Source organism: Variovorax sp. H27-G14, from assembly GCF_046156345.1.
GTDB lineage: Bacteria > Pseudomonadota > Gammaproteobacteria > Burkholderiales > Burkholderiaceae_C > Variovorax.
Genome location: NZ_JAYLVN010000020.1, coordinates 53,990 through 80,009 on the forward strand (window position 1 = coordinate 53,990; position 26,020 = coordinate 80,009).

Sequence of the window (26,020 nt, forward strand, 5' to 3'; positions counted from 1 at the left end):
GCGAGTCCCTTCATTCGAGCGCAATGCGAAGCGCCGCCGCAGCGGCCGGCGGCGCGCCGGCCAGCGCCAGCACAAGGAGGGCGCCCAGCAGCGAAAAATGGCCGGTCACACCGGCCCCCGTGCTTGCTGCATCGACCGCGTTGGCACCGAAGATCAACACCGGCACCACCAGCGGCAGCACCAGCAGCGACAGCAACATGCCCGCACCGCGCACGCCCACGGTCAGCGCCGCGCCAATCGCGCCGACCAGGCTGAGCACCGGCGTGCCCAGCAGCAGCGACGCGGCCAGCACGCCCATTGCGTCGGGCGCCAGGCCGAATTGCAGCGCCAGCAGCGGCGACACCAGCGCCAGCGGCAAGCCCGAGCAGAGCCAGTGCGCCAACGCCTTTCCCGCCACCAGCAGCGCGAGCGGCGTGGCCGACAGCAGTTGCGACTCGAGCGTGCCGTCCTGCAGGTCGTCTGCAAACATGCGGCCGAGCGAGAGCATCGACGCGAGCAGCGCGGCGACCCATACGATGCCCGGCGCCATGCGGCGCAGCAGCTCGGGCTCGGGCCCGATGCCCAGCGGAAAAAGGCTCACCACGATGACGAAGAAGAACAGCACCGCGAAGGTGTCGACAGGGCGCCGCCACGCAAGGCGCAGGTCGCGCTCGACCAGGCAGGTGACGCCGCGCAGCAGCCCGGGCTCGTTGGCGGGCGTGGCCGCCAGCGCGATGGTGTTCACAGCGCCAGCTCCGATTGCGGCACGCCGTCGGGCAGCGCCAGCGCAGAGGCATGGCTCGTGAGCAGCACCAGCCCGCCGCGCTGCACCTGCGAGGCGATGCAGTGCAGCAGCCATGCCGCCGCCGATGCGTCGAGCGCGGTGAAGGGTTCGTCGAGCACCCACAGCGGCGCCTGCGTGCCGAGCACCAGCCGCGCCAGCGCCACGCGACGTCGCTGGCCCTGCGACAGGCTGCGCACTAGCGCGCCTTCGTTGCCCTGAAGGCCGACGGCGCCCAGTGCGGCGCATGCGTCGTGCACGCTCGCATCGCCGCCCGACAGCCGCACCGCGATGCGCAGGTTTTCGCTCGCGCTCAGGTCGTCCTTCAGTGCAGCCGCGTGGCCGATATAGATGAGCTGGCGATGAAACTCTTCGCGCAGCCGCCCGATGCCCGTGCCCTGCCACAGCACTTCGCCGCCCTGCGGCCGCAGCAGCCCGCAGACCATGCGCAGCAGGCTCGTCTTGCCCGCGCCGTTCGCGCCCGTCACGCGCAGCAGCGAGCCGGCACGCGCTGAAATGTTCAATTCGCGGAACAACGCCCGTCCGCCGCGCACGCACGCGAGTTCGCGAAGTTCCAGAGTCGGGCAGACCATGTTGTCAATTTAACCTGACACTCATAACATGCGCAAGATGTTGACAACTACAGTCTTCGCCGCCCCCCCGGTTCCGGCCGTGCGCACGGGCGTCACGCCGGCGAAAGGGGCGCCGGAGGCCATCGTCATCGGAAGCGGCTTCGGCGGGTTGGCGGCCGCCGTGCGGTTGGGTGCGCGCGGTTATCGGGTGACGGTGCTGGAGAAGCTCGACGCGCCCGGCGGCCGTGCGTATGTCTATCGGCAAGACGGCTTCACCTTCGACGCAGGGCCGACCGTGATCACGGCGCCGTTCCTGTTCGAAGAGCTGTGGGCCCTGTGCGGCAAGCGCATGGCCGACCATGTCGAGCTGCGCCCGGTGTCGCCGTTCTATCGCATTCGCTTCGACGACGGCACGGTGTTCGACTACTCGGGCGATGCGCAGGCCATGCGCGCGGAGGTGGCGCGCCTCGCGCCCGGGGACGTGGGCGGCTACGAGAATTTCCTGAAAGCCAGCGAGGCGATCTACAAGGTCGGCTTCGAGCAACTGGGCGACGTGCCCTTCGACAGCTGGAGCGACATGGCGCGCGCGTTGCCGCAGCTGGTGAAGCTGGAGGGCTATCGCACGGTGTATTCGCTGGCCAGCAAGCATGTGCGCGACGAGCGGCTGCGCGTGGTGCTGACCTTTCAGTCGCTGCTGGTCGGCGGCAACCCCTTTGCGACCACCTCCGTGTATTGCCTCATCGCGTTTCTCGAAAGGCGCTGGGGCGTGCACTTTGCGATGGGCGGCACCGGCAGCCTCGTGAAAGGGCTGGTGTCGCTGATCGAAGGGCAGGGCGGCAGTGTGCGTTGCAACCAGTCGGTGGCGCAGATCACCGTGAAACACGGCACGGCCACCGGTGTGCGACTGGCCGACGGGCAAACCTTGCGCGCCGACGTGGTCGTCTCCAACGCCGACTCCGCCTCGACCTACCGCTACCTGGTCGCACCCGAACACCGCAAGCGCTGGACCGACCGACGCATCGAGAAGGCGCGTTATTCGATGAGCCTGTTCGTGTGGTACTTCGGCACGCGCCGGCAGTACCCCGACGTGGCGCACCACACCATTTCGCTCGGCCCGCGCTACCAGGGGCTGCTTGCGGACATCTTCGAGCGCCGGCACCTGGCCGACGATTTCAGCCTCTACCTGCACCGCCCGACCGCCACCGACCCGTCGCTCGCGCCGGCGGGTTGCGATGCGTTCTACGTGCTGTCGCCGGTGCCGCACCTGCAAAGCGGCACCGACTGGCAGCGCGAGGCCGAGCCCTACCGGCTGGCGATCCAGAAAAAACTCGAAGCAACGTTGCTGCCCGACCTCGGCCGCCAGATCGTCACATCGCGCCTGCTCACGCCGCAAGACTTTCAGGACCGGCTGTCGTCGTTTCGCGGCGCCGCTTTCGGGCTGGAGCCGGTGCTCACGCAAAGCGCGTGGTTTCGCCCGCACAACCGCAGCGAAGACATCGACCGCCTGTACCTCGTGGGTGCGGGCACCCATCCCGGCGCCGGCCTGCCCGGCGTTCTTTCATCGGCTCGCATTCTCGACACGGTGGTGCCTCATGCAGACTCGCTCGCTCTTCGCCACGCCGGCTGACACGCGCGAGGGCGGCGCACAGCGCGCGCAGATCGCGCCGTCGGACATCGCCGCCTGTCGCGCGTCGCTGCGGCAGGGCTCACGCACGTTTCTAGCCGCCTCCTTGCTGCTGCCGCGCGAGGTGCGCGACGCCGCCTGCGCGCTCTACGCGTTCTGCCGCATGGCCGACGATGCGGTGGACGAGGGCACCGACGAAGCCGCCGCCGTTGCCATGCTGCGTGCGCGGCTCGCGCGCATCTACGACCCGGGCATGCCGGCGTCGGCGCTGGCGCTGCCCGCCGACCGCGCGCTGGCCGGCGTGGCCGCGCAATTCGACATTCCGCGTGCCTTGCCCGACGCGTTGATCGAAGGGTTCGAATGGGACGCCGAAGGCCGCAGCTACGAAACGCTGGAACAACTGCACGCCTACGCGGCACGCGTGGCCGGCACCGTCGGCGCCATGATGGCCCTGCTCATGCGGGTGCGCGGCGCGGACGCCGTGGCGCGCGCCTGCGATCTCGGCGTGGCGATGCAGTTGTCGAACATTGCGCGCGATGTGGGCGAAGACGCGGCCATGGGCCGGCTCTACCTGCCGCGCGAATGGATGCGCGAGGCCGGCCTCGATCCGCAGGCCTGGTTGGCCAGGCCGGTGTTCACGCCCGCGTTGGGGTCGGTGGTGCAACGCCTGCTGGATGCCGCGGATGCGCTGTACGAACGCGTGGGCAGCGGCGTGGCGCAGCTGCCCATGGCCTGCCGGCCGGGCATCAATGCGGCGCGGTTTCTGTATGCCGACATCGGGCGCGAGGTGCAACGCGCGGGCTGCGATTCGGTGAGCCGGCGCGCAGTGGTGCCCGCTTCGCGCAAGCTGCGTCTGCTGATGCGCGGGCTGCTCGCCGTGCGGCCGGCCCGGGCCGCGCAGGCATGGCCGGTGCTCGAAGCCAACGCGTTCCTGGTCGATGCGGTGATCGCCACCGTGCCGCGCGCAACGGCGTCAGTGGACCAGCGCAGCGCCAAAGACCGCATCGTGTGGGTCATCGAACTGTTCGACCGCCTGGAGCGGCGCGAGCGCGACAAATCGATGCGTCCGGCTTCGCCTGTCTGAGGGCTGTGGCAGTGAGCTCCAGCCTCATCATCACGCTTGAAATGCTCGGGGTGTTGGGCGTGCTGGTGGGGTTCGGCTTCTGGGAGCTGTATGCGTTGCGGCGGGACAAAAAGCGGTCGAAGCCCCGCGACGAGCCTTGACCTGCATCGCTCAGAACACCGCGTGGTCTCCCCGTTCCGGCATCTCCGCACCGCCGATCAAGCGCGCATAGAAATCGAATAGCGTCTCCCGCCCCGTGGACGGCGTGGCGGCCGCGTCGTAGCGCCCCGTGCGCGGGTCCAGCACCAGCATCGATTCGGTCGCGTAGTAGCGCCCGATGCGCGCCAGTTCCGCCTTGGCCGCCAACGGCGGAATCACACGCCCGCATGCACCCAGCCCGGCGATGATGGCGTCGAGCATCGCCACCGGCACCTGCCTGAACCGCGCCGGCCGGCCCAGCAAACGAAAAAGTTCTTCGCCCTGTTCGCGCGGCGTCACCGCATCGCCCGGCCCGCCGATGGGCAGCACGCGGTTGCGGCGCTGCGGGTCGCTCAGGCAGCCGGCCAGGTACGCGGCCAGGTCGGCATCGCTCAAGGGTTTGCTGGCCGTCAGGGTGCCGTCGCCGAACACCAGAAACGGCTTGCCCTGCCGCACGCGCCCAACCTGCCCCGACAGCGATTTGAAGAAGGCAGTGGGCCGCACGATCGAATAGCAGATGCCGCTGTGGATCAGCGCCTGCTCGAAAGCCAGCTTGGCCTGCTGGAAGGCCAGCAAAGGCTTCTGCACGCAGATGGCGGACAGCAGCACGACGTGCGACACGCCCGCTTGCCGCGCCGCGTGCAGCGCGTGCCGCTGCGCCAGATGATCGACGGCCCATGCGTCCGCGGGCGCGCCGCTGCGTGAGGCCATGCATGACACGAGCGCATCGAAGCGCTCGCCGCGAAAGCCGTCACGCGCGAGCGACACCGCATCGGTCGCATCGCCGAATCGCAGCGTCGCGCCGGGCAGCAGCCGCGCGGTGTCCTGCGCCGCGAGCCGTCCGCCGACGCCCGCGCGCGGCCGCACGAAGCACACCACCTCATGACCACGCGCGACCAACGCCTGCACGGTTGCGCGGCCGATAGTGCCCGTGGCACCGAGCATGAAGACGCGATGCGTCATGGCAGGCGCCGCCAAGGCCGCCACACGCCGAAGGCCGCTGCGGCGACGGAGAGGGCCAAGGCCGCCGCCAGCGCCGCGCGGCCCGAGCCGAACCATGCCGCCGGCGCGATGACCATCGTCAGCAGCAGCTTGGCCCAGATCCAGCGCTCTTCGAGCCACGCAGGACGCACGGCGATGCCCAGAAGCCCGCTGCCGACCAGCAGCAACAGCGCAGGCCCGCTCAACCAGCGCGCCACCAGATCGGCGGCGGCCGGCGCGGGCGGGTCGAGCCGCGCCAGCAGCAACTGCGCGGCCAGGCCGCCCGCAAAGCCCGCGAGGCCAAGCAGATGCAGGAGCTTGAAGAAGCGCATGGCCCAAGCCTTCAGCGCAGCGCGCGCGGCATGCGAAATGGCAGCATCGCGCGGCACCACGCGGTGTCGAAGCGTTCGAGCGACAGGCTCTCGTGCATGCACGTCATGCGTTCGCCGAGCAGCGTGGTGTCGAGCAGGCTGCGTGCGTAGAACGGGGCGTTTTCAAAGCCGCGGCGAAGCACCGGCAATGTGCCGGCATCGCAGCGCGTGATGCGATCGACCCCCCAGCCGCTGCGTGACAGCGCGGCCGGCGGCGGCGCGTCGAACGCCGTGGCCTCGCCGTTGGCATCGAAGTCGAGCGCAAGCGCCGCGGTGCTGCCGTCGCGGCGCGTCACGTCGTAAAGCACCGCGCAACGGCCCTGCGAGCGCGCGCCGCGTGACCAGGACCAATGCGCGAAGTCCGCCCCCAGCGGGCGCGCGCCCGCGTTGGTGTCCATGTAGCCGGTGCCTTTCCAATGCACCGCGGGCTTGTCGAATTCCACCTCCACGCGCGCGCGCGGCGCAATCGGCCGCCAGCGGTGCAGGCCCGCCGCGTCGAGTGCGAACGAGCGGTCGGCCAACGACTGCGGATGCAGCCGCACCCGGCCGCGCAGGCGCGAAGGCATGGGCACCGTGACTTCATCGATGTCGACGACCAGCGCATCGCCGTCCCAGCGCATTCGGCTCGGACCGATGCTCAGCGCCGTCGCCTCGCAATGCACGCTTGCACGGCCGCGCTCCGTCATGGCCCAGCGGCCTTCGCCGCGCGCGCTGCTGTAAAGCGCCACGTTGATCGCGCAATGCTCCAGCGCCGCCGCGGCGCCGCCGTTGCGCCCCCGCGCCCACGCGTAGTAGGGCGAGAACACGCTGCCGACGAAACCGATCAGCGTGAGGCCGAAGCAGCCGTCGTCGCTCAGCGCATCGACATACCACCACGCATAGCCGCCGGGCTCGACCTTGGCGTCGAAGCGCGGTCGGCCAGCAGGCTCTGCGCGGCCAGCCGGCCCGACAGCGCCGCCATCGGCACGCCCGGCCCCGGGTGCGTGCTGCCGCCCGCCAGGTACAGGCCCGGCAGGCGGCTGCGCGCACCGGGGCGCGAGAAGCTCGCCGCCCATCCGTGCGATGCCTGGCCGTAGAGTGCGCCCCCGGTTCCCGGAAACATCTGCTCGAAATGATGCGGCGTGGTCACCCGCATCGACGTGGCCTGGCAGTCCAGCCGCAGGCCGCTGCGGGACAGCCGTTCGAAAGTGCTCTGCTGGCATGCATGAATCTCCTCGGGGGTGAAGCTGCGGGCATCGCCCGAGGGCGGCGCGTTGACGATGCACAGCAGGCGCTCCGCACCGCCCGGCGCGGGCGCATCGTGGGCCGGGCGGTCCTGCGCGCAGACATACACGGTCGGCTCGCGCGGCAGGCGGTCGCGGCGCAGGATGTCGTCGAATTCGCCGGCGTAGTCGGGTGAGAAAAAAACCGAATGGCGCAGCAAGGGAAAGCCGCTGGCTTCGGCCCGCAGGTTGAAGGTGAGCGCGGAGAGCGATCGCCCGGCATTCGTCTTTGAAGGTTGTGCGCGCGCGCCGTGGTGCCCGAGCAGGCCGCGCCCGAGCGCCGCAACGTCGCCGTTGAAGACCACGGCCTGCGCCTCTATCAACTCGCCGCTGGACAGCCGCACACCGCTCGCGCGGCCCGCCGACACCACGATGTCTGCAACGTGCGCACCGTACCGCAGACGCGCCCCGCGTTCGGCGGCCAGCCGCGCCAGCATCTGCGCGATGCGGTGCATGCCGCCCTCGACCAGCCACACGCCTTGCTGTTCCACATGGGCCACGAGCATGAGCGTGGCCGGCGCCAGCCAAGGCGACGAACCGCAATAGGTGGCATAGCGGCCAAAGAGCTGGTGCAGGCGCGCGTCGCGGAAGTAGGGGCCAAGCTCTTTCCAGAGGTTGCCGAACGGCGAGATGCGCGCAAGCGCGGGCATGCCGCGCAGCCCGGCCCGCGCGACCAGCGACAGTGGCGTGGGGCGCGTGCTGCGCAGGAAGGGCCCCTCCAGCGTGTCGTGGATCTGTTGCGCGCGCAGGCAGAACGCGCGGTAGCCCCGGGCCGCGTCGGCACCCGCGAAGACGCCGATGGCGTCGGCGCTGCGCTCTATGTCGGCGAACAGGTCGAGCCGCGATCCGTCGTCCCATGCGTGCCGCGCCAGCACCTCGGCGCGCTTCAGCGTGAGGTGGTCTTCGAGCTGCGTACCGGCCTGCGCCAGCAGTTCGTCGAACACCCAGCGCATCGTGAAGACGGTCGGGCCGGCGTCCATTCGCGCGCCGTCTATTTCGACCTCGCGCATCTTGCCGCCCGGCGCCGGCCCGCGTTCGAGCACCAGCACCTCCAGCCCGCGCGATGCCAGGTCCAGCGCGGCGCACAAGCCGCCCACACCCGCCCCGACAACGACCACGGGGCTGCCGCTCATCGCTTGCTCTGTTGACGGTACGTGCACATGTGTCTATTCTACGTGACACTCCATAGTGACCAAATAAAATTACAGAGGTGCCCGATGAAGCCGCTCACACGCATCGAACATTCGCTGGCCATGGCCGTCTCGCAGGGCGAGGCGCCCGGTTGCCCCTCCAAGCTGGCCGGCGCCATACGGCACGCGGTGTTTCCCGGCGGCGCGCGCGTGCGCCCCCAGCTGTGCCTGGCGGTGGCCGCCGCCTGCGGCGACGACGACCCCGAACTGTCGAGTGCGACGGCGAGCGCCATCGAGCTGCTGCACTGCGCATCGCTGGTGCACGACGACCTGCCTTGCTTCGACAACGCGCCCACGCGGCGCGGGCGCGCCTCGGTGCATTACGCCTATGGGCAAAGCCTGGCCGTGCTGGCCGGCGACGCCTTGATCATCCTGGCCTTTCAAACGCTGACGCTGGGCGCGGTGAAGTCGCCGCTGCGCCTGCCGGCGTTGCTCACGATGGTGGCGAGCAGTGTGGGCATGCCCTTCGGCGCCGTTGCGGGGCAGGCGTGGGAGTCGGAGCCGCGCGTCAACCTGCGCGACTACCAGCGCGCCAAGACGGGCGCGCTGTTTGCCGCCGCCACCATGGGCGGCGCGCAGGCCGCAGGCAGCGATCCGGAAATCTGGCGCGCCTTTGGCGACTGGCTCGGCGAGGCCTACCAGGCGGCCGACGACATCCGCGATGTCACGGGCGACCCCAGCGTGCTGGGCAAGCCGACGGGGCGCGACCTGGCGTTGCTGCGCCCCAGCGCCGCGACCGAACTCGGGCTGGAAGGCGCCGCCCAGTACTTCGACCAGCTGGTCGCACGCGCGATCGAGTCCGTTCCCGATTGCGCGGGCGCGGAGAGCCTGCGCGCGCTGGTGCGCCACGAAGCCGAGCGCCTGGTGCCGAAGGCCGAGCTGGCCGAACGCCTGCGCGCCGCGGCCTGAGCGCGTTCATCCATCGAATGCTCGCAACGTGCAGACCTTGCCCGTGTCCCCTCGCAACCCGCCGCCTGCGTGGCGTGCGGCATGGAGCGACCGCTGGCTGGCGCTGCGCGACCGTTTGCTCGCGAGCCCGACGTTCCAGCGGCGCGCGGCGGCTTTCGCGCCGACGCGGCCCATCGCGCGGCAACGCGCCGGCGCGCTGTTCGACCTGGTGGCGGGGTTTGTCTATTCGCAGGTGTTGCTGGCGTGCGTGCAGTTGCGGCTCTTCGACATGCTGTCGCAAGGGCCGTTGGCCTTGAACGAGTTGGCGACTCGCATGGCCCTGCCGGTTGCGTCCGCTGATCGGCTGCTGGCTGCCGCAGTCGCCTTGCGCCTGGTCGAAGTGCGCAGCGGCGAGCGCTTCGGGCTCGGCGAACTGGGCGCACCGATGGTTGGCAACACGGCGGTCGCGGCAATGGTGGCGCATCACGGCGCGCTCTATGCCGACCTGGCCGATCCCGTGGCGCTGCTGCGCGGAGAAGCGCGTAGCGCGGCCTTGGCGAAGTTCTGGCCCTATGCGGGCGCATCGCAACCCGACGGTCTGCGCGGCGACAGCGTCGCTGGCTATTCGGCCCTCATGGCCGCGTCTCAGCCGCTGGTCTGCGAAGAGATCCTCGATGCCTATCCCCTGCACAAGCACCACTGCCTGCTCGACGTGGGCGGCGGCGAGGGCGGGTTCCTTATCAGCGCGGCGTCGCGCGTGCCTTCGTTGCGGCTCATGCTGTTCGACCTGCCCGCCGTCGTCGAACGTGCGCGCCTGCGTTGCGCGGCGGCGGGCATCGGTGAAGAGCGGTTGCGCCTCGAAGGCGGCAGCTTTCTGACGGACGCATTGCCGCGCGGCGCCGACATCGCGTCGCTCGTGCGCGTGATTCACGACCATGACGATGCGTCGGCGCTGTGCATCCTGCGCGCCGTGCGCCAGGCGCTGCCGCCGGGCGGCACCTTGCTGCTGGCCGAGCCGATGGCCGTCACACCGGGCGCCGAGGCCATGGGCGACGCCTATTTCGGCTTCTACCTGCTGGCCATGGGCAAGGGCAAGCCGCGCAGCGCCGCGGGCCTGCAGGCCTTGCTGCAAATGGCAGGCTTCGAGGCGGTGCGTGAGGTGCGAACCCGCATGCCGCTGCAGGTCGGCCTGCTGGTGGCGCGAACAACGCTTGCGCCATGACACCTTCGAGATGTGTAATACAAACTAGACACCACAAGTAGTCTTAAAACAATGACACATTCAGCCCGTCCCATGAACACCCTGGCCGTGGTGCTGCAACAGCCCCGCCAACTGGCGCTGACCCGGCTGGCCCTGAGCGAGCCGACCGACGAAGACGTGGTGGTCGACATCGAATGGAGCGGCATCAGCACCGGTACAGAGCGCCTGCTGTGGTCGGGCCGCATGCCCGACTTTCCGGGCATGGGCTATCCGCTGGTGCCGGGCTATGAATCGGTCGGCGTTGTGCGCAGCGCAGGCAGGCACTCGGGCGGCACGGTCGGGGCGCGCGTGTTCGTGCCGGGCGCCAAGTGCTTTGGCGACGTGCGCGGCCTGTTCGGCGGTGCGGCATCCACGGTCGTGCTGCCGGGTGCGCGCACGCTGGCTTTCGACGCGGCGGACGACGCGAGCGCGGAGCAGGGCGTGCTGCTTGCGCTGGCGGCTACGGCGCATCACGTCAGTTCGGCCGGCGGCGGTGTGCAGCCCGACCTGATCGTGGGCCACGGCGTGCTTGGCCGCATGGTGGCGCGCATCGCGGTGGCCGCGGGCGCCGCGCCCGTGGTCTGGGAAACGAATGCGCAGCGCCGCGAGGGCGCCACCGGCTATGACGTGATCGACCCCGCCACCGACACGCGCCGCGACTACCGCAGCATTTGCGACGTGAGCGGCGACGCGTCGCTGCTCGACGCGCTCATCGGCCGCCTGGGGCCGGGCGGCGAGATTGTGCTGGCGGGCTTTTACGACCAGCAGCTGTCTTTCGCCTTCCCGCCGGCCTTCATGCGCGAGGCCCGCATCCGCGTGGCGGCGCAATGGCAGCCGCACGACCTGGCCGCCGTGAGAACGCTCATGCAGACGCATCGGCTGTCGCTCGACGGCCTCATCACCCACCGCGCCGAGGCCACCGAGGCCGACAGCGCCTACCGCACCGCATTCGGCGACGCCGCCTGCCTGAAGATGGTGCTCGACTGGAGAAGCTGCAAATGACATCCACCCACGCCATTGCCGAGGGCACGCCGGTGCGCTTCATGCAGCAGCAGGCCCTGCGCGCCGAGGCCGCCATCGAGCCCGACGCGGTGTCGAGCGCACCCGCCACCAAGGAAACGCAGATCATCGCCATCTACGGCAAGGGCGGCATCGGCAAGAGCTTCACGCTCGCCAACCTCAGCTACATGCTGGCGCAGCAGGGCAAGAAGGTGCTGCTCATCGGGTGCGACCCGAAGAGCGACACCACGTCGCTGCTGTTCGGCGGACGCGCCTGCCCGACCATCATCGAAACCTCCTCCAGGAAAAAGCTGGCCGGCGAGGCCGTGGCCATCGGCGACGTGTGCTTCAAGCGCGACGGCGTGTATGCGATGGAACTCGGCGGCCCGGAGGTTGGCCGCGGCTGCGGCGGGCGCGGCATCATCCACGGCTTCGAGCTGCTCGAAAAGCTCGGCTTCCACGACTGGGGTTTCGACTACGTGCTGCTCGACTTTCTGGGCGACGTGGTGTGCGGCGGCTTTGGCCTGCCGATTGCGCGCGACATGTGCCAGAAGGTGATCGTGGTCGCAAGCAACGACCTGCAGTCTCTCTACGTGGCCAACAACGTGTGCTCGGCGGTCGAGTATTTCCGCAAGCTGGGCGGCAACGTCGGCGTGGCCGGCATGGTGATCAACCGCGACGACGGCACGGGCGAGGCCACGGCCTTCGCGCAGCAGGTCGGCATTCCGGTGCTGTCGGTCATTCCGGCCAACGACGACATCCGGCGCAAGAGCGCGAGCTACGAAATCATCGGCGTGCCCGGCACCACCTGGGGCCCGCTGTTCGAGCAACTGGCCGAGAACGTCGGCAGCTCGCAACCCATGCGGCCGCGCCCCATGACGCAGGACCAGCTGCTGGGTCTTTTCTCGGCCGAGTCGGTGGGGCGCCATGTGGTGCTCGAACCCGCGACGCAGTTCGACATGTGCGGCAAGCGCGATGTGGTGAAGCCGTCGCTCGAAGTCGTCTACGACGAAGTCTGAGACGACACGCGCCATGACCTCGACCATCATTCCCATTGTTGCGCTGCCGGTGCCGAAGGCCACCGAAGGCGACGGCATGGGTTGCCATTCGGGCGCCGATGCCATGCGCGAGGCAGCGCGCGCGGCGGGCAAGTCGGACACGCTCGACCAGTACGCGAAGGACTATCCGCGCGCGCCCCAGGCCGGCCCGCACGACCAGCCGCAGAGCATGTGTCCGGCCTTTGGTGCGTTGCGCGTGGGGCTGCGCATGCGGCGCACGTCGACCATTCTTTCCGGCTCGGCCTGCTGCGTCTACGGGCTCACCTTCACCTCGCATTTCTACGGTGCGCGGCGCAGCGTGGGTTATGTGCCGTTCAACTCCGAGACGCTGGTCACGGGCAAGCTGTTCGAGGACATCCGCGAGGCCGTGCACGGACAGGCCGACCCGGCGCTGTACGACGCCATCGTCATCATCAACCTCTGCGTGCCGACGGCCAGCGGCGTGCCGCTGCAGATCCTGCCGAAGGAGATCAACGGCGTGCGCATCATCGGCATCGACGTGCCCGGCTTCGGCGTGCCCACGCATGCCGAGGCCAAGGACGTGCTGGCCGGCGCCATGCTGAAGTACGCACGCACCGAGGTGCTGGCCGGGCCCGTGCAGGCGCCGCGCACGGGCAGGGCCGACAAGCCCGCTATCGCGTTGATGGGCGAGATGTTCCCGGCCGACCCAATGATCATCGGCCGCATGCTGGAGCCCATGGGCCTCGTGGCCGGGCCGGCCGTGCCGACGCGCGAATGGCGCGAGCTGTATGCAGCACTTGACTGCGTGGCCGTGGCCGCAATCCATCCGTTCTACACCGCGAGCCTGCGCGAGTTCGAGGCAGCGGGCCGCCCCATCGTGGGCTCCGCGCCGGTCGGCCATGACGGCACCGAGGCGTGGTTGCAGGCCATCGGCCTGGCGGCCAACGTGCCGCAGGCCCAGGTCGATGCGGTCAAGAACATGATGCTGCCGGCGATCCGCGGCGCGCTGTCGAAGATGCCGATCCGGGGCCGCATCACGCTCAGCGGCTACGAGGGCTCGGAGCTGCTGGTGGGGCGCCTGCTGGTCGAAAGCGGCGCCGACCTGCGCTATGTGGGCACCGCCTGCCCGCGCACCGCATGGAGCGACGCCGACCGTCAGTGGCTCGAAGCCAAGGGCGTGCATGTGCAGTTCCGCGCCTCGCTCGAACAAGACCTGGCGGCAATGCACGAATGGCAGCCCGACCTGGCCATCGGCACCACGCCCGTCGTGCAGGCGGCCAAGGAGCAATGCACACCGGCGCTGTATTTCACCAACCTGATTTCGGCGCGGCCCTTGATGGGGCCGGCCGGTGCCGGCTCGCTCGCGACCGTCATCAACGCGGCCATCGGCAACAAGGCACGCTTCGAACAGATGAAAGCGTTCTTCGGCAATGCCGGAACCGGTCATGCGGCGGGCGTGTGGGAAAGCGCCGCCGGCGTGCCGCAGGACCGCCCCGACTTCAAGGCCGACACGCGCCGCCAGGCCCTGAAGGCCGCGAAGAAGCGCAAGGCCGAGGAGATGATCTGATGCTTGTGCTCGACCACGATCGTGCGGGCGGCTACTGGGGTGCCGTGTACGTGTTCACCGCCATCAAGGGCCTGCAGGTGGTGATCGACGGCCCGGTGGGCTGCGAGAACCTGCCGGTCACGTCGGTGCTGCACTACACCGACGCGCTGCCGCCGCACGAGCTGCCCATCGTTGTCACCGGCCTGGCCGAAGAACAGCTGGGCCGCGAAGGCACCGAGGCCTCGATGCGCCGTGCGCACGCCGCGCTCGACCCCGACCTGCCGTCGGTGGTGGTGACCGGCTCCATCGCCGAGATGATCGGTGGCGGCGTCACGCCTTCTGGCACGACGATCCAGCGATTTCTGCCGCGCACCATCGACGAAGACCAATGGCAATGCGCCAACCGCGCAATGTACTGGCTGTGGTCCGAGTACGGACTGAAAAAGCCGTCGGTGCGCAAGCCCTTCGACCAACGCCCCGCGGGCGAAAAGCCGCGCGTGAACATCATCGGCCCGAGCTACGGCACGTTCAATGCGCCCAGCGACCTGGCCGAGATAAGGCGGCTCGTGCAAGGCATAGGCGCCGAGGTGAACCTTGTGTTTCCGCTCGGCAGCCACCTGGCCGATGTGTCGCGGCTGGACGAAGCCGACGTCAACATCTGCATGTACCGCGAGTTCGGCCGCATGCTGTGCGAGGCGCTGGAGCGGCCCTATCTGCAGGCGCCCATCGGCCTGCACAGCACCACCAGCTTTCTGCGCACGCTCGGCGCCTTGCTGCAGCTCGACCCCGAGCCCTTCATCGAGCGCGAGAAGCACAGCACGCTCAAGCCCGTGTGGGACCTGTGGCGTTCGGTGACGCAGGACTTTTTCGGCACCGCGAGCTTCGGCGTGGTGGCCAACGAGACCTACACGCGCGGCATCCGGCATTTTCTCGAAGACGAAATGGGGCTGCCGTGCCACTTCGCGGTAGCGCGCGTGGCGGGCGCGAAGACCGACAACGTAGAGACGCGCCGGCTCGTGCACGAGAAGACGCCGCTCGTGCTGTACGGCAGCTACAACGAGCGCATGTACCTGGCCGAGTGTGGCGGCGGCGGCATGATGAAGTCGACCTTCATTCCCGCCTCGTTTCCGCTGCCGATCATCCGGCGCCACACCGGCACGCCCTTCATGGGCTATGCGGGCGCAACCTATCTGATGCAGGAGCTGTGCAACGCGCTGTTCGATGCGCTGTTCCACATCCTGCCGCTGGGCACCGAGCTCGACCGCGTCGACGCCACGCCCGCGCGCACCGATGCGCCGCAGGCCGACAGTCCATGGAACGACGACGCAAGGCAACTGCTCGATGACTTCGTGCAGGCGCAGCCGGTGCTGGTGCAGATCTCCGCGGCCAAGCGCCTGCGCGACCGCGTCGAGCGCGACGCGCGGCGTGCCGGAGAAGCGCGCATCACCGTTGCGCGCGTCGTGCAGTCGCGCGACGCGTTGCGCCAGGGAGAGCCGGCATGAAACGTCTGCCGATCGTTCTGGCAAGAACCCGGCGGGCCCAGCGGTCCGCCACAGAACTTGTGGCGGCCCATGGCCGCTTCAATCCCCGCCGCGGGGGAAGTGCGCGGTGCGTGGCCAACAGGCCGATACGGAGTAACTACCATGGTTCCTAGAGAAAGAGACGGCTCACTGTCCGGTCTGACCGAGCAGGAAGCGAAAGAGTTTCACGGCATCTTCATGACGAGCTTCATCATCTTCACGTTGATTGCCGTGGTCGCCCATTTCCTGGCATGGCAATGGAGGCCCTGGCTTCCGGGTGCCGGCGGTTATGCGTCGATCTTCAACGACGCCAAGGATGTCGCGCTTGCCGCGCTGTCCATCGGCTTCAACGCCTAGAGGAGACACGACATGTGGCGAATCTGGATGTTGTTCGACCCGCGCAGGACGCTGATCGCGCTGTTCACGTTCCTGTTCGTGCTGGCACTGGTGATTCATTTCATTCTGCTGAGCACCGACCGGTTCAACTGGCTCGAAGGTCCGCGCAAGAGCGTGGCGGTGGCGGCGCAGATGGCACCCATGCCTGCGCCCGCGACGGCACCGGCGGGCAAGTAGCCCGCTCGTTGTCCACGTGCGGTTGGCGCGCGGGCTTGCAGCCCGCGCACCGATCGCCATTCGGGGCGGCCGTGTGCCGTCGCGTTCTGACCAGGGGACTGTCATGGCCATGCTGAGCTTCGAGCGAAAGTACCGCATCCGCGGGGGCACCCTCACCGGCGGGGATCTGTTCGACTTCTGGGTCGGGCCGTTCTACGTCGGCTTCTTCGGCGTCACCACGATCTTCTGCTCGCTGGTGGGCACGCTGCTCATCGTGTGGGGCGCCTCACAGGGGCCGACCTGGAACCTCTGGCAAATCAACATCGCGCCGCCCGATCTCAAATACGGGCTGCGCCTGGCGCCGCTGAAAGAGGGCGGGCTGTGGCAGCTCATCACGGTGTTTGCCACCGGCGCCTTCGTGTCGTGGGCGCTGCGGCAGGTGGAGATATGCCGCAAGCTGGGCATCGGGTATCACGTGCCCTTCGCGTTCTCGTTCGCGATTCTGGCGTACGTCACGCTGGAGATCGTGCGCCCGGTGCTCATGGGTGCCTGGGGCAACGGCTTTCCGTACGGGATCATGAGCCACCTGGACTGGGTGTCGAACACCGGCTACCAGTACCTGCACTTTCACTACAACCCGGCCCACATGCTGGCCGTGAGTTTCTTCTTCACGACCGTGCTCGCGCTGTCGATGCATGGCGGCCTGGTGCTGGCCGCAACCAACCCCGGCGCGGGTGAAACGGTGAAGACCGCAGAGCACGAGAACACCTTTTTCCGCGACACCATCGGCTACTCGATCGGCACGCTGGGCATTCACCGCCTGGGTCTGTTCCTGGCGCTGTCGGCCGCGTTCTGGAGCGCCGTATGCATCGTCATCAGCGGCCCCTTCTGGACCCGTGGCTGGCCTGAATGGTGGACGTGGTGGCTCAACCTGCCCATCTGGCGCTGAAGAAGATCCACGAGGAGACATCGATGGCCGAATACCAGAACATCTTCACCCGCGTGCAGGCCGTTGCACCGTCGTATGCGGGCGTGCCGCTGGAACGCGGCAACAAGGAGCGCGAAGGGCCGCCCCTGCACGTGCACCTGCTCGGTCGCATCGGCGATGCGCAGGTCGGGCCCATCTACCTCGGCTGGTTCGGGCTGGCGTCGCTGCTGTGCGGCTTCATCGCGTTCGAGATCGTCGGGCTCAACATGCTCGCGTCGGTCAACTGGGACCCGGTGCAGTTCGTGCGCCAGTTGCCCTGGCTGGCGCTGGAGCCGCCGTCGCCGGCCATCGGGCTGAAACTCTTTCCACCGCTGAACGAGGGCGGCTGGTGGTTAATGGCGGGCTTCTTCATGACCAGCTCGGTGCTGCTGTGGTGGGCGCGCATGTACCGCCGCGCACGCGCGCTGAAGATCGGCACGCACGTGGCCTGGGCCTTCGCGTCGGCAATCTGGTTGATGCTGGTGCTGGGCTTCATCCGGCCGTTGCTCATGGGCAGCTGGGGCGAGGCGGTGCCGTTCGGCATCTTTCCGCACCTGGACTGGACGGCGGCCTTCTCGATCCGCTATGGCAACCTGTTCTACAACCCGTTCCACATGCTGTCGATCGCGTTCCTCTACGGTTCGACGCTGCTGTTTGCGATGCACGGCGCCACCATTCTTGCGGTGAGCCGCTTCGGGGGTGAGCGCGAGATCGAGCAGATCGTCGATCGCGGCACGGCCTCCGAGCGCGCGGCCTTGTTCTGGCGCTGGTGCATGGGCTTCAACGCGACGATGGAATCGATCCATCGCTGGGCCTGGTGGTTCGCGGTGCTGTGCCCGCTGGTGGGCGGCATCGGCATTCTGCTGACCGGCACGGTGGTCGACAACTGGTACCTGTGGGCGGTCAAGCACCATGTGGCGCCGATCTATCCGGCGGTGTTCGCGCCCGTGATCGATCCGTCGACGCTGCCTTCCGGGGTACGGCCATGAGCGCCGCACGCGCCGCACACGCCGCACGCAGGGCCCGCGCGGGCATCGCCGTTTGCATTGCGGCCATTGCGTCGATGCTGCTCGCAGGCTGCGAGCGGCCGCCCGTCGATGTGGTGCAACGCGGCTATCGCGGCACCGGCATGGAGCAGGTCTACAACCCTCGCAGTGTCGGCGCGCAGGCCGTGAAGAACGCGCTGCCGCCCGACACGCCGCCCGCACCCGCCGTCGGGCGCACGGCCGGCCAGGTGTTCCAGAACGTCAAGGTGCTCAACGACCTGAGCGTGGGCGAGTTCACGCGGCTCATGGTGTCGATGACCGCGTGGGTCGCGCCGCAGCAGGGCTGCACCTATTGCCACCAGGGCGACAACATGGCGTCCGATGCGCTGTATTCCAAGGTGGTCGCGCGGCGCATGCTGCAGATGACGCAGCATCTCAACGCCGACTGGAAGACGCACGTCGCCGACACCGGCGTCACCTGCTACACCTGCCATCGCGGCAACCCGGTGCCGCTCAACACATGGACGATGGCGCCAGCGCAGAGGCCGGGCTATGCGGGCAACAAGGCCGGCCAGAATGCGCCCGCGCCCAGCGTGGCGATGGCGTCATTGCCCAACGACCCGTTCTCGCCCTTCCTGGAGCAGGGCAACAACATCCGCGTGGTCGGCCCCACGGCCTTGCAGACCGGCAACCGGCAATCGATCAAGCAGGCCGAATGGACCTACGGTCTCATGATGCACATGTCGCAATCGCTGGGCGTGAACTGCACCTATTGCCACAACACGCGCTCGTTCGCCGACTGGGAAACCAGCGCGCCGCCGCGGGCCGTGGCGTGGTACGGCATTCGCATGGTGCGCGACCTGAACACGCAGTACCTCGATCCGCTCACACCGGTGTTTCCGGCGGCGCGGCTCGGGCCGATGGGCGACGGGCCCAAGGTCAACTGCGCCACCTGCCATCAGGGTGCGTTCAAGCCGCTGTATGGCGCGAGCATGTTGCCCAACCATCCGGAGCTGGCCAAGGTGCGTGCGGTGATTCAAAGCGCATCGGCCCCTGCGGCAGAAGCGGCCACCGCCACGCCGGCCGCGGCCGCCGGTGCGCCCGCAGCCGGCGTCGATGTGCTCTTCGCCGTCGGCTCGAGCGCGCTCACACCAGAGGCCACGCAGGCGCTCATGCCGACCATCGACGCGCTCAAGGCCGATGCCACCGCCAAGGTGAGCCTGTCGGGCTTCCACTCCGCCAGCGGCGATGCGGCGCAGAACGAAGAACTGGCCAAGCAGCGCGCAATGGCCGTGCGTGACGCGCTGGTGGCCGCCGGCATTGCCACCGATCGCATCGTGCTGGACAAGCCGCAATCGGCGGAGGCGAATGTGGCGGGTGAAGACCCGAAGGCACGGCGTGTGCAGTTGGCGGTGATGAAGTAGTCAGGCTGCCCGCCGTAGGGTGTTTCGTTGGATCGCTTACCATTTCAAGGAATTTCGGTAAGAAGGAAACCATGCGACCCTCCGTCGTGCTCGATCTCAGACGCGGTGCCGTCCGTGAAGCGGCCAGCCGCTTTCGCACGGCGAACCCACGCGTTTTTGGTTCGGTGCTGCACGGCACCGACCAAGACGGCAGCGACCTCGATCTGCTGGTCGATGCGCTGCCAGGCGCAACGCTGTTCGACCTGGGCGGTCTGCAAGTCGAATTGGAGGCGCTGCTCGGCGTGCATGTCGATCTGCTGACCCCTGCCGACCTGCCGCCGAAGTTCCGGGCTCAGGTGCTGGCAGAAGCGCAGCCGGTATGAAGCAGAACCGCCTTCCCGACTATCTCGACCACATCCAGCAGGCCGCGACCGATGCGTGCAGCTTTATCGGAGGCTTGGAGAAAGCCGATTTCCTTGAAGACAAGCGTACCCAGCAGGCCGTCGTCATGAGCCTTGTCATCATTGGTGAGGCGGCGACGAAGGTCATGGATGAATATCCCGAGTTCGTCGGGGCGCATCCCCAAGTGCTCTGGCGCAGCATGCGCGGCATGCGCAATCGAATCGCGCATGGCTATTTCGCCATCAACCTCGATATGGTGTGGGACACCGTGCAGACGGCCCTGCCGGAATTATTGGGGCAATTGCCTGCCGTGCGCCGTGGTGCCGGTGACGAGCGCAGCGACCCAGAGGCTGACCCGCAACCCAAGTAAGAGTCCGGTAGCGTCTCTTGTCTGTTTCATTCAAGCCGCTCAACCGACGAACGCTTTCATCCGGTCATAAAGCGCAGCCGCGCGGCGCGTAGAAGCCTCCAGCTCTTCAAGCAGCGGCACCACCGTCGGCCCCATGTTGCCGTCGGCGATGTCCATGGCGGCCAGGCTCGCGTTCGAGACGATGGCGCCGATCACGTCGGCGGCATCGGCCTGGCGCGACAGCGCTTCTTCTCGCACGGCGTTCGACAGCGACTTCTCCAGTTGTTCGCGCGCCGCAGCCGCGCGGCGGCTGTCGCTCAGGTCGGTGAAGATCAAGAAGAAACCCAGCACCGATCCATCGCGCGCGGCCACTGGCTCGGCACGCAGGGCTGCCGGCAGGCTGGCGCCATTGCCCAGGTCGAGCAACGCCTCTCCGCGCCATGACTGGCGGTCTTGCCCCACGCTGCGCAGCATGTCGCGCATGCGGCCGGGGTCCTGGAACCATTGCGCCGCATCACCCAGCCCGCCCGCGTCGGCCGTGCCGGGGTCCGCGCGGCCAATCATCTCGAAGAAGCAGCGGTTGGCAAACAGTGCGCGTCCCTGCGGGTCGGCGATCATCACCGGCTCGTTGGCGTTCGATACGGTGGCGCGGATCTGTGCGAGCTGGTGCTCGGCAATCAGAAAGCGCACCGCATTCACCTGCACGATGATGTCGATCAGCGCCGCGCCAAAGGCCCGGGCAAGCGCCAGTTCAGTCACCGACCACGGCAGCGCCGTGCCACGCACGATCTCCGACCAGGCGGCGAAAGAGCGTCGCGGCGACAAGGTCAGCGGGTCGTTGTTCAGCAACGGCTTGGACGGGTCGCCGGCCCAGGTCACGCTGGTGAGTTGCTCCTTGCGGAACCACATCAGGTAGTCGGGCCGTGACGACGAAAGCCGCACCGCCGCCACGCCGCTGGCGGTGGGCGTGAGCGAGGCGAGCAACGGGTTGGCACGCTCCACCGATGCGCAGCTGAACAGGCCCTCGAAGCGTTGGCCGTCGATCCATTGCATCAGCTCGCGCAGCTCTGCGTGGCTGGGCGTTTCGCCGGCCGTGAGCACTTCGCCGTCCTGGAACAGCGCGGCGCCCGTGGCATCCAGCGGCTGCAGCAATGTGCGCGGATTGCGGAACAGCGCCAGGCGCCAGTCGCCCTCGGTCGACGTGGCCTCGACCAGCCGTTGCTCCAGGCGGCGCACCTGGATCGCGACCTGCGCATAGGCGTAGTTTTCGATGGCCGCAATGCGCGTGGACACCACCTCGGCCAGCAGATCGGCCGCGGCGCGCATCGCAAAGCGCAGGTTGCGTGCTGAGTAGTGGTGGCAGGCGATGAGGCCCCACAGCCGCCCCTCGCGCACCAGCGACACCACCAGCGTGGCCGTGACGCCCATGTTCTTCAGGTACTGCAGATGCAACGGCGACATGCTGCGCAGATAGCACAGCGACATGTCGAGTTCTTCCTCCCGCCCCGGCAGGCGTTGCGGTATCAGCGGGGAGGCCTCGTAGTGCACATCGGCCAGCACGCGCAGCCGGGTGCGCAGGTACAGTTCGCGCGCGCGCTGCGGAATGTCGGTGGCCGGGTAGTGATGGCCCAGCAGCGAGTCGAGCCGCGGGTCGCGCGCCTCGGCGATGATCTTGCCGTGGCCGTCGGGGTCGAACTTGTAGACCATCACGCGGTCGTAGCCGAGCATGTCGCGGCAGCACTTGACCACGGTGTCCGACAGCGCGTTGATGTTCGACGCGCTGCTGATGCGGTTCACCGCTTCGCCCAGCAGGCTCAACAGCTGCGGGCTCGGCACGTTGACCGTGTCGATCGTGCTGCCATGGCCTACGGGCTCGATCTCGACCAGCAGCACGTCGCCGGGAATGCGGTGCAGGGTTCCCTCGAATTCGCGCTCGACGCCGCCCACCGACACGCGGCAACGCAGTGCCTCGGGGTCGGCCAGCCGGCCCTGCGACGCGATACGCCGCACGCAGCGTTCGATGTCGCCGCCCAGGCGATCCACCGGCGCTTCGAGCAGTTGCTGCGCCGGCATGCCGAGCAGCGTGTGCACGTTCGCGCTGCATTGCAGCACGCGCAGCCCGGGTTCCTGCAGCGCCAGAAGCACCCCGTGCGGCTGCACGGAACCTGCCAGGTGAATCAGTTCGCGCTCGCAGTTGGTGAGGTCGGCCTTGCCGAAGGCGGGGCTGCCGAGCATCAGGTGCTTTCCGCGGCAGGTGGCACGGGGGTGCCTTCGGCGCGCCGGCGCATCGAAGCGAAGGCCTCGTCACTCAGGCCCAGCAAGCGCGCCGCGCCGGGCGCGTCGTTGTCGGCCTGCGCCAGCGCTGCCGCCACGAAATGGCGCTCCGAGAGCGCGGCGGCCTCGGCCATCAGCTGCTCCACGGGCACCTGGCCAAGCCGGCCGGTGACCTGCTGCATGCCTTGGTCGAGCGCATGGCGTGCGTGTTGGGCGTCGTCGTTCGAAGGCAGCAGATGAATCGTGAAGCCGATGCATTCCTGGTCGCCTTCGGTCAGCAGCGCGGCCGACACCTCGGCCTGTACGGCGGGCGCATTCAGCCCCTTGATCCACGACGGCACGCGGTGCGCCACGCCGTCGCGCCGCACCTGCGGCAACAGCGTGGCCATCGGGTGATCGGGCGTGCCCAGCCAGTCGACGATGGGCCGGCCCCGCAGCTGGGCCTCGTCGGTGAGCCGCACCAGCTTGAGGAAGGCCGTGTTGGCCATCATCACGCGGCCGCTGGCATCGGTCACGACCACGCCGTCCGTGGTTTCGTCGACCAGCCGCGCCAGCGACTCGCTGAGTGCGGGCAACGGATTGGTGGCGTCGACCGCGCGCACGCGCACCAGCAGACGCATGGCGTCTTCGGCCCTGAACGGCGTGGCGGCCACGCTGGTGAGCGCCATCTTGCCCAGCAGCCGCGCGCGTATTTCTCCGCTGCAGCCCGACGCACGTGCCGTCAGCAGCAGCTCCTCCACGCCGATGCGCGAGCGCTCCTCGAACCCCGTGGTTACCGCGCGCCCGACCATCTGTTCGCCCGCGATGTCGAACATCTGCGAGGCGGCCTGGTTGACTTCGAGAATGGCGAGCGTGTGGCCGTCGACCACCAGCACGGCATCGGTCGCAACCTGGAACAGCAGGCGGTAACGCGTTTCGGCCTGGCGTGCCTGCCAGTAGCCGCGCTCCAGCTCCTGCTGCGAATCCAGAAAGCGTTGCTGGATGGCGGCGATGGTGCGCAGGTCTCGGCCCGTGGCCAGCACCGGGCCATCGCTGCCGAAGCGGATCGCGCAGTAGGCGACCGGAATGCTGCCGCCTTGCTGGAACGGATGGGTTACTTCTCTCCGGCGAGCGATGCCGGTGGTGGTGACTTCGTGCAGCAGGTTCTCGATCTTGGCGCGGGTGTCGCCGCTCACCGTGTCGACCCACGCGCGGCCGACCCAGTCGTGTGCCTGTGGCGCCATCGGATCGATCTCGCCCTGCGCAACGTTGCGGATCACGCCGCCCTTGTCGATCACCAGGGCGATGTCGCTGGACAGCGAGACCAGCGTTCTGGCGAGTTCAGGCGCCCAGGCTGCCAGGGCAGCCAGATCGGGTGGTTCGCCGGCACTGGAACTCACGTCGCATCTCCTGAACGGCGGGTGGGGGCCGTCAACGGGCGGATTCTAGACACGTCTTCATGCGCAGCGCCATCCTTACAAACGATCAGGGCCAGCCCCTTCGCCGGGTGTCAGCGCGCGTGAACTGCGGCCCCAGCTCCACAGCGCTTCGGACGGCAGCGGCAGCACCAGGAACCAATGCTCCAGGATCGCCAGCGACAGCAGCGTGCCGGCAAAGGTCAGCGCGGTGGCGTCGAAGCTGCGCACGCCGTCGGCCAGCGCCGCCTGCCAGACCAGCACGGCCAGCCAGGTCGACACCGCCACGGACACCGGGAACAGCGAGTTCATCGGCTTGCGGGTGAAGTAGGTCTGCAGGTACTTCAGATGCACGGGGAGAAAGCCCTCGTTGAGGTTGCGCACGCCCAGAAACACGTTGAGCTTGGCGCTCTGGCGCATGACCCACAGGATGGCAAAGGTGAAGAGGCCCGTCGGGTTGCTGCCGTTCCACGTGGTGGCCACCACCGCAACGCCCAGCACGATGAGCGCGAATTCATGGTGCAGCAGCGTCTGCAACGCATAGCCCGCGCGGCGCCAGCGCCGTGCGCCGGGCGGGCAGGGCGTGCGGCGCGGGCCCGTCACAAAGCCCAGCAGAAAGGCAATTTCCTGCCAGCCCCAGACCAGCAACGCGCAGGTGAACGACACATAGGCACCGCTCACGCGCATGTCGTTGCGCGTGACGTGCAGGCCGATGAGCGCCAGCGCCAGCAGCACGGTGGCGCCGCCCAGCGTCCAGCCGAAGGTCCAGCGGGGCAGGCCGTTCAGGTAGAGGATCACGCCCGTGCTGAACCACCACACGAAGACCGTGTAGAGCATGGGCAGCAGGTATTGGGACATGGCTTTTTTTACCTGTTCACCAGGTCGGCGCCATGCGCGGGTTGTCCGGCAAGGCATTGGGGTGTGCGCGCATCAGAAAGAGCCGCCCGAACGCAACGGCGCCCTGCGCGGCCAGACCCACGCGTTGCAGCGTGCCGACCAGGCCGCCGCGCGCTTTCGCGGCCTCGGTCGCGAGCGAAATGCGCCGCAGCGTTTCGAGCCCGGTGCGAAAGGCCGGCGCTTCGATGTCGAGCGTCAGCGGAAACACCTGGCGTGTGATGTCGGAGGTGATGCGGAACACCGTGAAGTCGTAGGCCGTGGGGTCGAGGCCCATGGCCGCGTGCATTTCAGGGCGCTGATGGTCGCGCACGTACATGGTCGCGAACACCGCCAGCACGAAGAAGCGGATCCACAGCTTGTTCACGCCCTTGAGCAGTTGGGGGTTGGCGCGCAGCAGCAGCGCAAACGCCTCGCCGTGCCTGAACTCGTCGTTGCACCAGCGTTCGAACCACTGGAATATCGGATGAAAGCACAGCTCGGGATGGCGCTCTACCTGACGGTAGATCGCGATGTAGCGCGCATAGCCGATCTTCTCCGACAGGTAGGTGGCATAGAAGATGAACTTCGGCCTGAAGTAGGTGTACTTCTTGGCCCGCGCCAGAAAGCCCAGGTCGACGCCAATGCCGAAGTCTTTCAGCCACTGGTTGATGAAGCCCGCATGCCGGCTTTCGTCGCGTGCCATGTAGCCGAACAGCTCCTTCATGTCGGGGTTGGTCACGCGCTTTCTGATTTCTGCGTAGAGCACGCAGCCCGAGAATTCCGACGTGATCGAGCTGATCAGAAAGTCCGAAAACTCCTTGTACAGCGGTGCCGGCAATTGCGAGTAATTGCCCGCCATGTCGGCCGGCCGCTGGAAATGGTCGGTATTGATGTCGGCCTGAAATTCCTGCATGAGCGCGTTCCATTGCGCGCGAATTGGCTCGACGTCGATGCGGTCCATCGCCTTGAAGTCGGTGGTGTAGAAGCGCGGCGTGAGCATGGTGTCGCGCAGCGCCGTTTCGGTCGAGGTGTTGGGCGCGTGCAGCGCCGCGGAGGCCGGGGTGGACATGGGGGAATCCTTATCGGGTGACCGGTGCGGCCATGTCGCTGGACTGGCCGGGCTGGCCGCTGGTCATCAGCGCGGCAAACGCGGCTGCGTTGGTGGGGCCGAAAGAACCCAGGTCGACCGAGCGGCCGGTGGTCGGGTCTTCGAGCGTGAGCTTGCCGTCGGCGTGCCCGGTCATGACAAACGGCGTCTCCGGCCCAATGCCGCGCCGATGCCGCTCGCGCGCCAGGCCGCGCATGGTGCCGCGCAGAAAGCCGTTGGTTTCTGGCGCCACCTCGTGCACCACGCGGCCGGTGCGTGCGTCGCGCACTTCGATGCCGCCGCTGGCCAGATCCTCGAAGCGAAACTCGCGCACGCTCACGGCCCGCGCCTGCGGCACATGCACCACGCCGATGCCGGTGAAGCGCACAAAGCTCACGCCGACAAGCGTGCTGAGCACCACGGCGCCCAGGGCGATCAGCATGCCGCGCGGAATGGCATCGGGCGAGCGATGCGGGGCGTTGACGGTGTTCATGGCG

At 68.3% G+C, this 26,020-nt stretch carries 27 protein-coding genes; 16 read left to right on the plus strand and 11 right to left on the minus strand.

Features of this window, described 5'->3' with window-relative positions; genetic code table 11:
- Positions 1-10 precede the first annotated feature (10 nt).
- Positions 11-724, minus strand: coding sequence for a heme exporter protein CcmB (gene ccmB / locus VLK31_RS30270; protein WP_409172181.1), 714 nt, complete (start codon positions 722-724; stop codon positions 11-13).
- Entirely contained in the window at positions 721-1,353 is a 633-nt protein-coding gene (ccmA, locus tag VLK31_RS30275) for a cytochrome c biogenesis heme-transporting ATPase CcmA (protein WP_409172182.1), read from the minus strand. Before ccmA ends, ccmB begins: the two co-directional genes overlap by 4 nt.
- A gap of 37 nt (positions 1,354-1,390) precedes the next feature.
- Between ccmA and VLK31_RS30280 the strand changes: the two genes are divergently transcribed.
- The 3 genes from VLK31_RS30280 to VLK31_RS30290 are packed head-to-tail and all read left to right on the plus strand — an operon-like array spanning position 1,391 to position 4,180.
- Positions 1,391-2,959, plus strand: a complete 1,569-nt coding sequence (locus VLK31_RS30280; protein WP_409172183.1) for a phytoene desaturase — start codon at positions 1,391-1,393, stop codon at positions 2,957-2,959.
- On the plus strand, positions 2,925-4,040 hold the full coding sequence (locus VLK31_RS30285) for a phytoene/squalene synthase family protein (protein WP_409172184.1): 1,116 nt from the start codon (positions 2,925-2,927) through the stop codon (positions 4,038-4,040). Before VLK31_RS30280 ends, VLK31_RS30285 begins: the two co-directional genes overlap by 35 nt.
- 11 nt (positions 4,041-4,051) lie before the next feature.
- A complete protein-coding gene (locus VLK31_RS30290; RefSeq protein ID WP_409172185.1) occupies positions 4,052-4,180 on the plus strand; it encodes a hypothetical protein in 129 nt (42 codons plus the stop codon).
- 10 nt (positions 4,181-4,190) lie between these two features.
- Here VLK31_RS30290 and VLK31_RS30295 read toward each other — a convergent pair whose 3' ends face one another.
- Genes VLK31_RS30295 through crtD form a run of 4 tightly spaced genes read right to left on the minus strand, consistent with a single transcriptional unit; the run spans position 4,191 to position 7,964 of the window.
- Positions 4,191-5,180, minus strand: a complete 990-nt coding sequence (locus VLK31_RS30295) for an NAD(P)H-binding protein (protein ID WP_409172186.1) — start codon at positions 5,178-5,180, stop codon at positions 4,191-4,193.
- Positions 5,177-5,530: a hypothetical protein gene (locus tag VLK31_RS30300; protein ID WP_409172187.1), complete on the minus strand. Its 354-nt coding sequence runs from the start codon at positions 5,528-5,530 to the stop codon at positions 5,177-5,179. The genes VLK31_RS30295 and VLK31_RS30300 overlap by 4 nt, the downstream gene beginning before the upstream one ends.
- Positions 5,531-5,541: 11 nt before the next feature.
- A complete protein-coding gene (locus tag VLK31_RS30305; RefSeq protein ID WP_409172188.1) occupies positions 5,542-6,375 on the minus strand; it encodes a carotenoid 1,2-hydratase in 834 nt (277 codons plus the stop codon).
- 47 nt (positions 6,376-6,422) lie between these two features.
- Entirely contained in the window at positions 6,423-7,964 is a 1,542-nt protein-coding gene (gene crtD, locus VLK31_RS30310) for a 1-hydroxycarotenoid 3,4-desaturase CrtD (RefSeq protein WP_409172189.1), read from the minus strand.
- An 84-nt stretch (positions 7,965-8,048) separates the two neighbouring features.
- Here crtD and VLK31_RS30315 point away from each other — a divergent pair, with 84 nt between their 5' ends.
- The 13 genes from VLK31_RS30315 to VLK31_RS30375 all read left to right on the plus strand — a co-directional run bounded on the left by VLK31_RS30315 (position 8,049) and on the right by VLK31_RS30375 (position 19,913).
- Entirely contained in the window at positions 8,049-8,930 is an 882-nt protein-coding gene (locus tag VLK31_RS30315) for a polyprenyl synthetase family protein (protein ID WP_409172190.1), read from the plus strand.
- 43 nt (positions 8,931-8,973) lie between these two features.
- On the plus strand, positions 8,974-10,131 hold the full coding sequence (locus VLK31_RS30320) for a methyltransferase (protein WP_409172191.1): 1,158 nt from the start codon (positions 8,974-8,976) through the stop codon (positions 10,129-10,131).
- Between the two features lie 72 nt (positions 10,132-10,203).
- On the plus strand, positions 10,204-11,151 hold the full coding sequence (gene bchC / locus VLK31_RS30325; protein WP_409172192.1) for a chlorophyll synthesis pathway protein BchC: 948 nt from the start codon (positions 10,204-10,206) through the stop codon (positions 11,149-11,151).
- Positions 11,148-12,167 carry a chlorophyllide a reductase iron protein subunit X gene (locus tag VLK31_RS30330; RefSeq protein ID WP_409172193.1) on the plus strand — a complete coding sequence of 340 codons (1,020 nt, stop codon included), beginning with the start codon at positions 11,148-11,150 and terminating at the stop codon, positions 12,165-12,167. Before bchC ends, VLK31_RS30330 begins: the two co-directional genes overlap by 4 nt.
- A gap of 13 nt (positions 12,168-12,180) precedes the next feature.
- Positions 12,181-13,734: a chlorophyllide a reductase subunit Y gene (gene bchY / locus VLK31_RS30335; RefSeq protein ID WP_409172194.1), complete on the plus strand. Its 1,554-nt coding sequence runs from the start codon at positions 12,181-12,183 to the stop codon at positions 13,732-13,734.
- Positions 13,734-15,215 carry a chlorophyllide a reductase subunit Z gene (gene bchZ / locus VLK31_RS30340; protein WP_409172195.1) on the plus strand — a complete coding sequence of 494 codons (1,482 nt, stop codon included), beginning with the start codon at positions 13,734-13,736 and terminating at the stop codon, positions 15,213-15,215. Before bchY ends, bchZ begins: the two co-directional genes overlap by 1 nt.
- Positions 15,216-15,356: 141 nt before the next feature.
- The gene (gene pufB / locus VLK31_RS30345) at positions 15,357-15,590 is read left to right on the plus strand and encodes a light-harvesting antenna LH1, beta subunit (RefSeq protein WP_409172196.1); all 234 of its coding nucleotides are present in this window, start codon (positions 15,357-15,359) and stop codon (positions 15,588-15,590) included.
- 12 nt (positions 15,591-15,602) lie between these two features.
- Positions 15,603-15,806 (plus strand): light-harvesting antenna LH1, alpha subunit, encoded by a 204-nt coding sequence (gene pufA, locus VLK31_RS30350; RefSeq protein ID WP_409172197.1) that lies wholly within the window; start codon positions 15,603-15,605, stop codon positions 15,804-15,806.
- Between the two features lie 103 nt (positions 15,807-15,909).
- Positions 15,910-16,734, plus strand: a complete 825-nt coding sequence (gene pufL, locus VLK31_RS30355) for a photosynthetic reaction center subunit L (RefSeq protein WP_409172198.1) — start codon at positions 15,910-15,912, stop codon at positions 16,732-16,734.
- A complete protein-coding gene (pufM, locus tag VLK31_RS30360; protein ID WP_409172199.1) occupies positions 16,707-17,741 on the plus strand; it encodes a photosynthetic reaction center subunit M in 1,035 nt (344 codons plus the stop codon). Before pufL ends, pufM begins: the two co-directional genes overlap by 28 nt.
- On the plus strand, positions 17,738-19,162 hold the full coding sequence (gene pufC, locus VLK31_RS30365; protein WP_409172200.1) for a photosynthetic reaction center cytochrome PufC: 1,425 nt from the start codon (positions 17,738-17,740) through the stop codon (positions 19,160-19,162). Before pufM ends, pufC begins: the two co-directional genes overlap by 4 nt.
- A gap of 71 nt (positions 19,163-19,233) precedes the next feature.
- Complete coding sequence (locus VLK31_RS30370; RefSeq protein WP_409172201.1) at positions 19,234-19,524, plus strand: nucleotidyltransferase family protein; 291 nt, start codon at positions 19,234-19,236, stop codon at positions 19,522-19,524.
- A complete protein-coding gene (locus tag VLK31_RS30375) occupies positions 19,521-19,913 on the plus strand; it encodes a DUF86 domain-containing protein (protein WP_409172202.1) in 393 nt (130 codons plus the stop codon). Before VLK31_RS30370 ends, VLK31_RS30375 begins: the two co-directional genes overlap by 4 nt.
- A 39-nt stretch (positions 19,914-19,952) precedes the next feature.
- Here the strand turns inward: VLK31_RS30375 and VLK31_RS30380 are convergent, their stop codons facing one another.
- The 5 genes from VLK31_RS30380 to puhC form a co-directional block, all read right to left on the minus strand.
- On the minus strand, positions 19,953-22,127 hold the full coding sequence (locus tag VLK31_RS30380) for a GAF domain-containing protein (RefSeq protein WP_409172203.1): 2,175 nt from the start codon (positions 22,125-22,127) through the stop codon (positions 19,953-19,955).
- Complete coding sequence (gene ppsR / locus VLK31_RS30385; protein WP_409172204.1) at positions 22,127-23,545, minus strand: transcriptional regulator PpsR; 1,419 nt, start codon at positions 23,543-23,545, stop codon at positions 22,127-22,129. Before ppsR ends, VLK31_RS30380 begins: the two co-directional genes overlap by 1 nt.
- A gap of 75 nt (positions 23,546-23,620) precedes the next feature.
- On the minus strand, positions 23,621-24,418 hold the full coding sequence (gene puhE, locus VLK31_RS30390; RefSeq protein WP_409172205.1) for a putative photosynthetic complex assembly protein PuhE: 798 nt from the start codon (positions 24,416-24,418) through the stop codon (positions 23,621-23,623).
- Positions 24,419-24,434: 16 nt separating this feature from the next.
- Entirely contained in the window at positions 24,435-25,505 is a 1,071-nt protein-coding gene (acsF, locus tag VLK31_RS30395) for a magnesium-protoporphyrin IX monomethyl ester (oxidative) cyclase (RefSeq protein WP_409172206.1), read from the minus strand.
- Between the two features lie 10 nt (positions 25,506-25,515).
- Complete coding sequence (puhC, locus tag VLK31_RS30400) at positions 25,516-26,016, minus strand: photosynthetic complex assembly protein PuhC (RefSeq protein WP_409172207.1); 501 nt, start codon at positions 26,014-26,016, stop codon at positions 25,516-25,518.
- Positions 26,017-26,020 lie beyond the last annotated feature (4 nt).

What these genes read in the sequence shown, in the direction of transcription:
- VLK31_RS30315 (WP_409172190.1), top strand. Translation starts at nt 8,049, where the DNA reads ATGAAGCCGCTCACACGCATCGAACATTCGCTGGCCATGGCCGTCTCG.
- puhE (WP_409172205.1), bottom strand. Translation starts at nt 24,418, where the DNA reads ATGTCCCAATACCTGCTGCCCATGCTCTACACGGTCTTCGTGTGGTGG.
- VLK31_RS30285 (WP_409172184.1), top strand. Translation starts at nt 2,925, where the DNA reads ATGCAGACTCGCTCGCTCTTCGCCACGCCGGCTGACACGCGCGAGGGC.
- VLK31_RS30300 (WP_409172187.1), bottom strand. Translation starts at nt 5,530, where the DNA reads ATGCGCTTCTTCAAGCTCCTGCATCTGCTTGGCCTCGCGGGCTTTGCG.
- bchC (WP_409172192.1), top strand. Translation starts at nt 10,204, where the DNA reads ATGAACACCCTGGCCGTGGTGCTGCAACAGCCCCGCCAACTGGCGCTG.
- puhC (WP_409172207.1), bottom strand. Translation starts at nt 26,016, where the DNA reads ATGAACACCGTCAACGCCCCGCATCGCTCGCCCGATGCCATTCCGCGC.
- pufB (WP_409172196.1), top strand. Translation starts at nt 15,357, where the DNA reads ATGGTTCCTAGAGAAAGAGACGGCTCACTGTCCGGTCTGACCGAGCAG.
- VLK31_RS30295 (WP_409172186.1), bottom strand. Translation starts at nt 5,180, where the DNA reads ATGACGCATCGCGTCTTCATGCTCGGTGCCACGGGCACTATCGGCCGC.
- crtD (WP_409172189.1), bottom strand. Translation starts at nt 7,964, where the DNA reads ATGAGCGGCAGCCCCGTGGTCGTTGTCGGGGCGGGTGTGGGCGGCTTG.
- ccmA (WP_409172182.1), bottom strand. Translation starts at nt 1,353, where the DNA reads ATGGTCTGCCCGACTCTGGAACTTCGCGAACTCGCGTGCGTGCGCGGC.
- acsF (WP_409172206.1), bottom strand. Translation starts at nt 25,505, where the DNA reads ATGTCCACCCCGGCCTCCGCGGCGCTGCACGCGCCCAACACCTCGACC.
- pufL (WP_409172198.1), top strand. Translation starts at nt 15,910, where the DNA reads ATGGCCATGCTGAGCTTCGAGCGAAAGTACCGCATCCGCGGGGGCACC.
- VLK31_RS30370 (WP_409172201.1), top strand. Translation starts at nt 19,234, where the DNA reads ATGCGACCCTCCGTCGTGCTCGATCTCAGACGCGGTGCCGTCCGTGAA.
- VLK31_RS30330 (WP_409172193.1), top strand. Translation starts at nt 11,148, where the DNA reads ATGACATCCACCCACGCCATTGCCGAGGGCACGCCGGTGCGCTTCATG.
- VLK31_RS30375 (WP_409172202.1), top strand. Translation starts at nt 19,521, where the DNA reads ATGAAGCAGAACCGCCTTCCCGACTATCTCGACCACATCCAGCAGGCC.
- VLK31_RS30280 (WP_409172183.1), top strand. Translation starts at nt 1,391, where the DNA reads ATGTTGACAACTACAGTCTTCGCCGCCCCCCCGGTTCCGGCCGTGCGC.
- pufC (WP_409172200.1), top strand. Translation starts at nt 17,738, where the DNA reads ATGAGCGCCGCACGCGCCGCACACGCCGCACGCAGGGCCCGCGCGGGC.
- bchY (WP_409172194.1), top strand. Translation starts at nt 12,181, where the DNA reads ATGACCTCGACCATCATTCCCATTGTTGCGCTGCCGGTGCCGAAGGCC.
- bchZ (WP_409172195.1), top strand. Translation starts at nt 13,734, where the DNA reads ATGCTTGTGCTCGACCACGATCGTGCGGGCGGCTACTGGGGTGCCGTG.
- VLK31_RS30380 (WP_409172203.1), bottom strand. Translation starts at nt 22,127, where the DNA reads ATGCTCGGCAGCCCCGCCTTCGGCAAGGCCGACCTCACCAACTGCGAG.
- pufA (WP_409172197.1), top strand. Translation starts at nt 15,603, where the DNA reads ATGTGGCGAATCTGGATGTTGTTCGACCCGCGCAGGACGCTGATCGCG.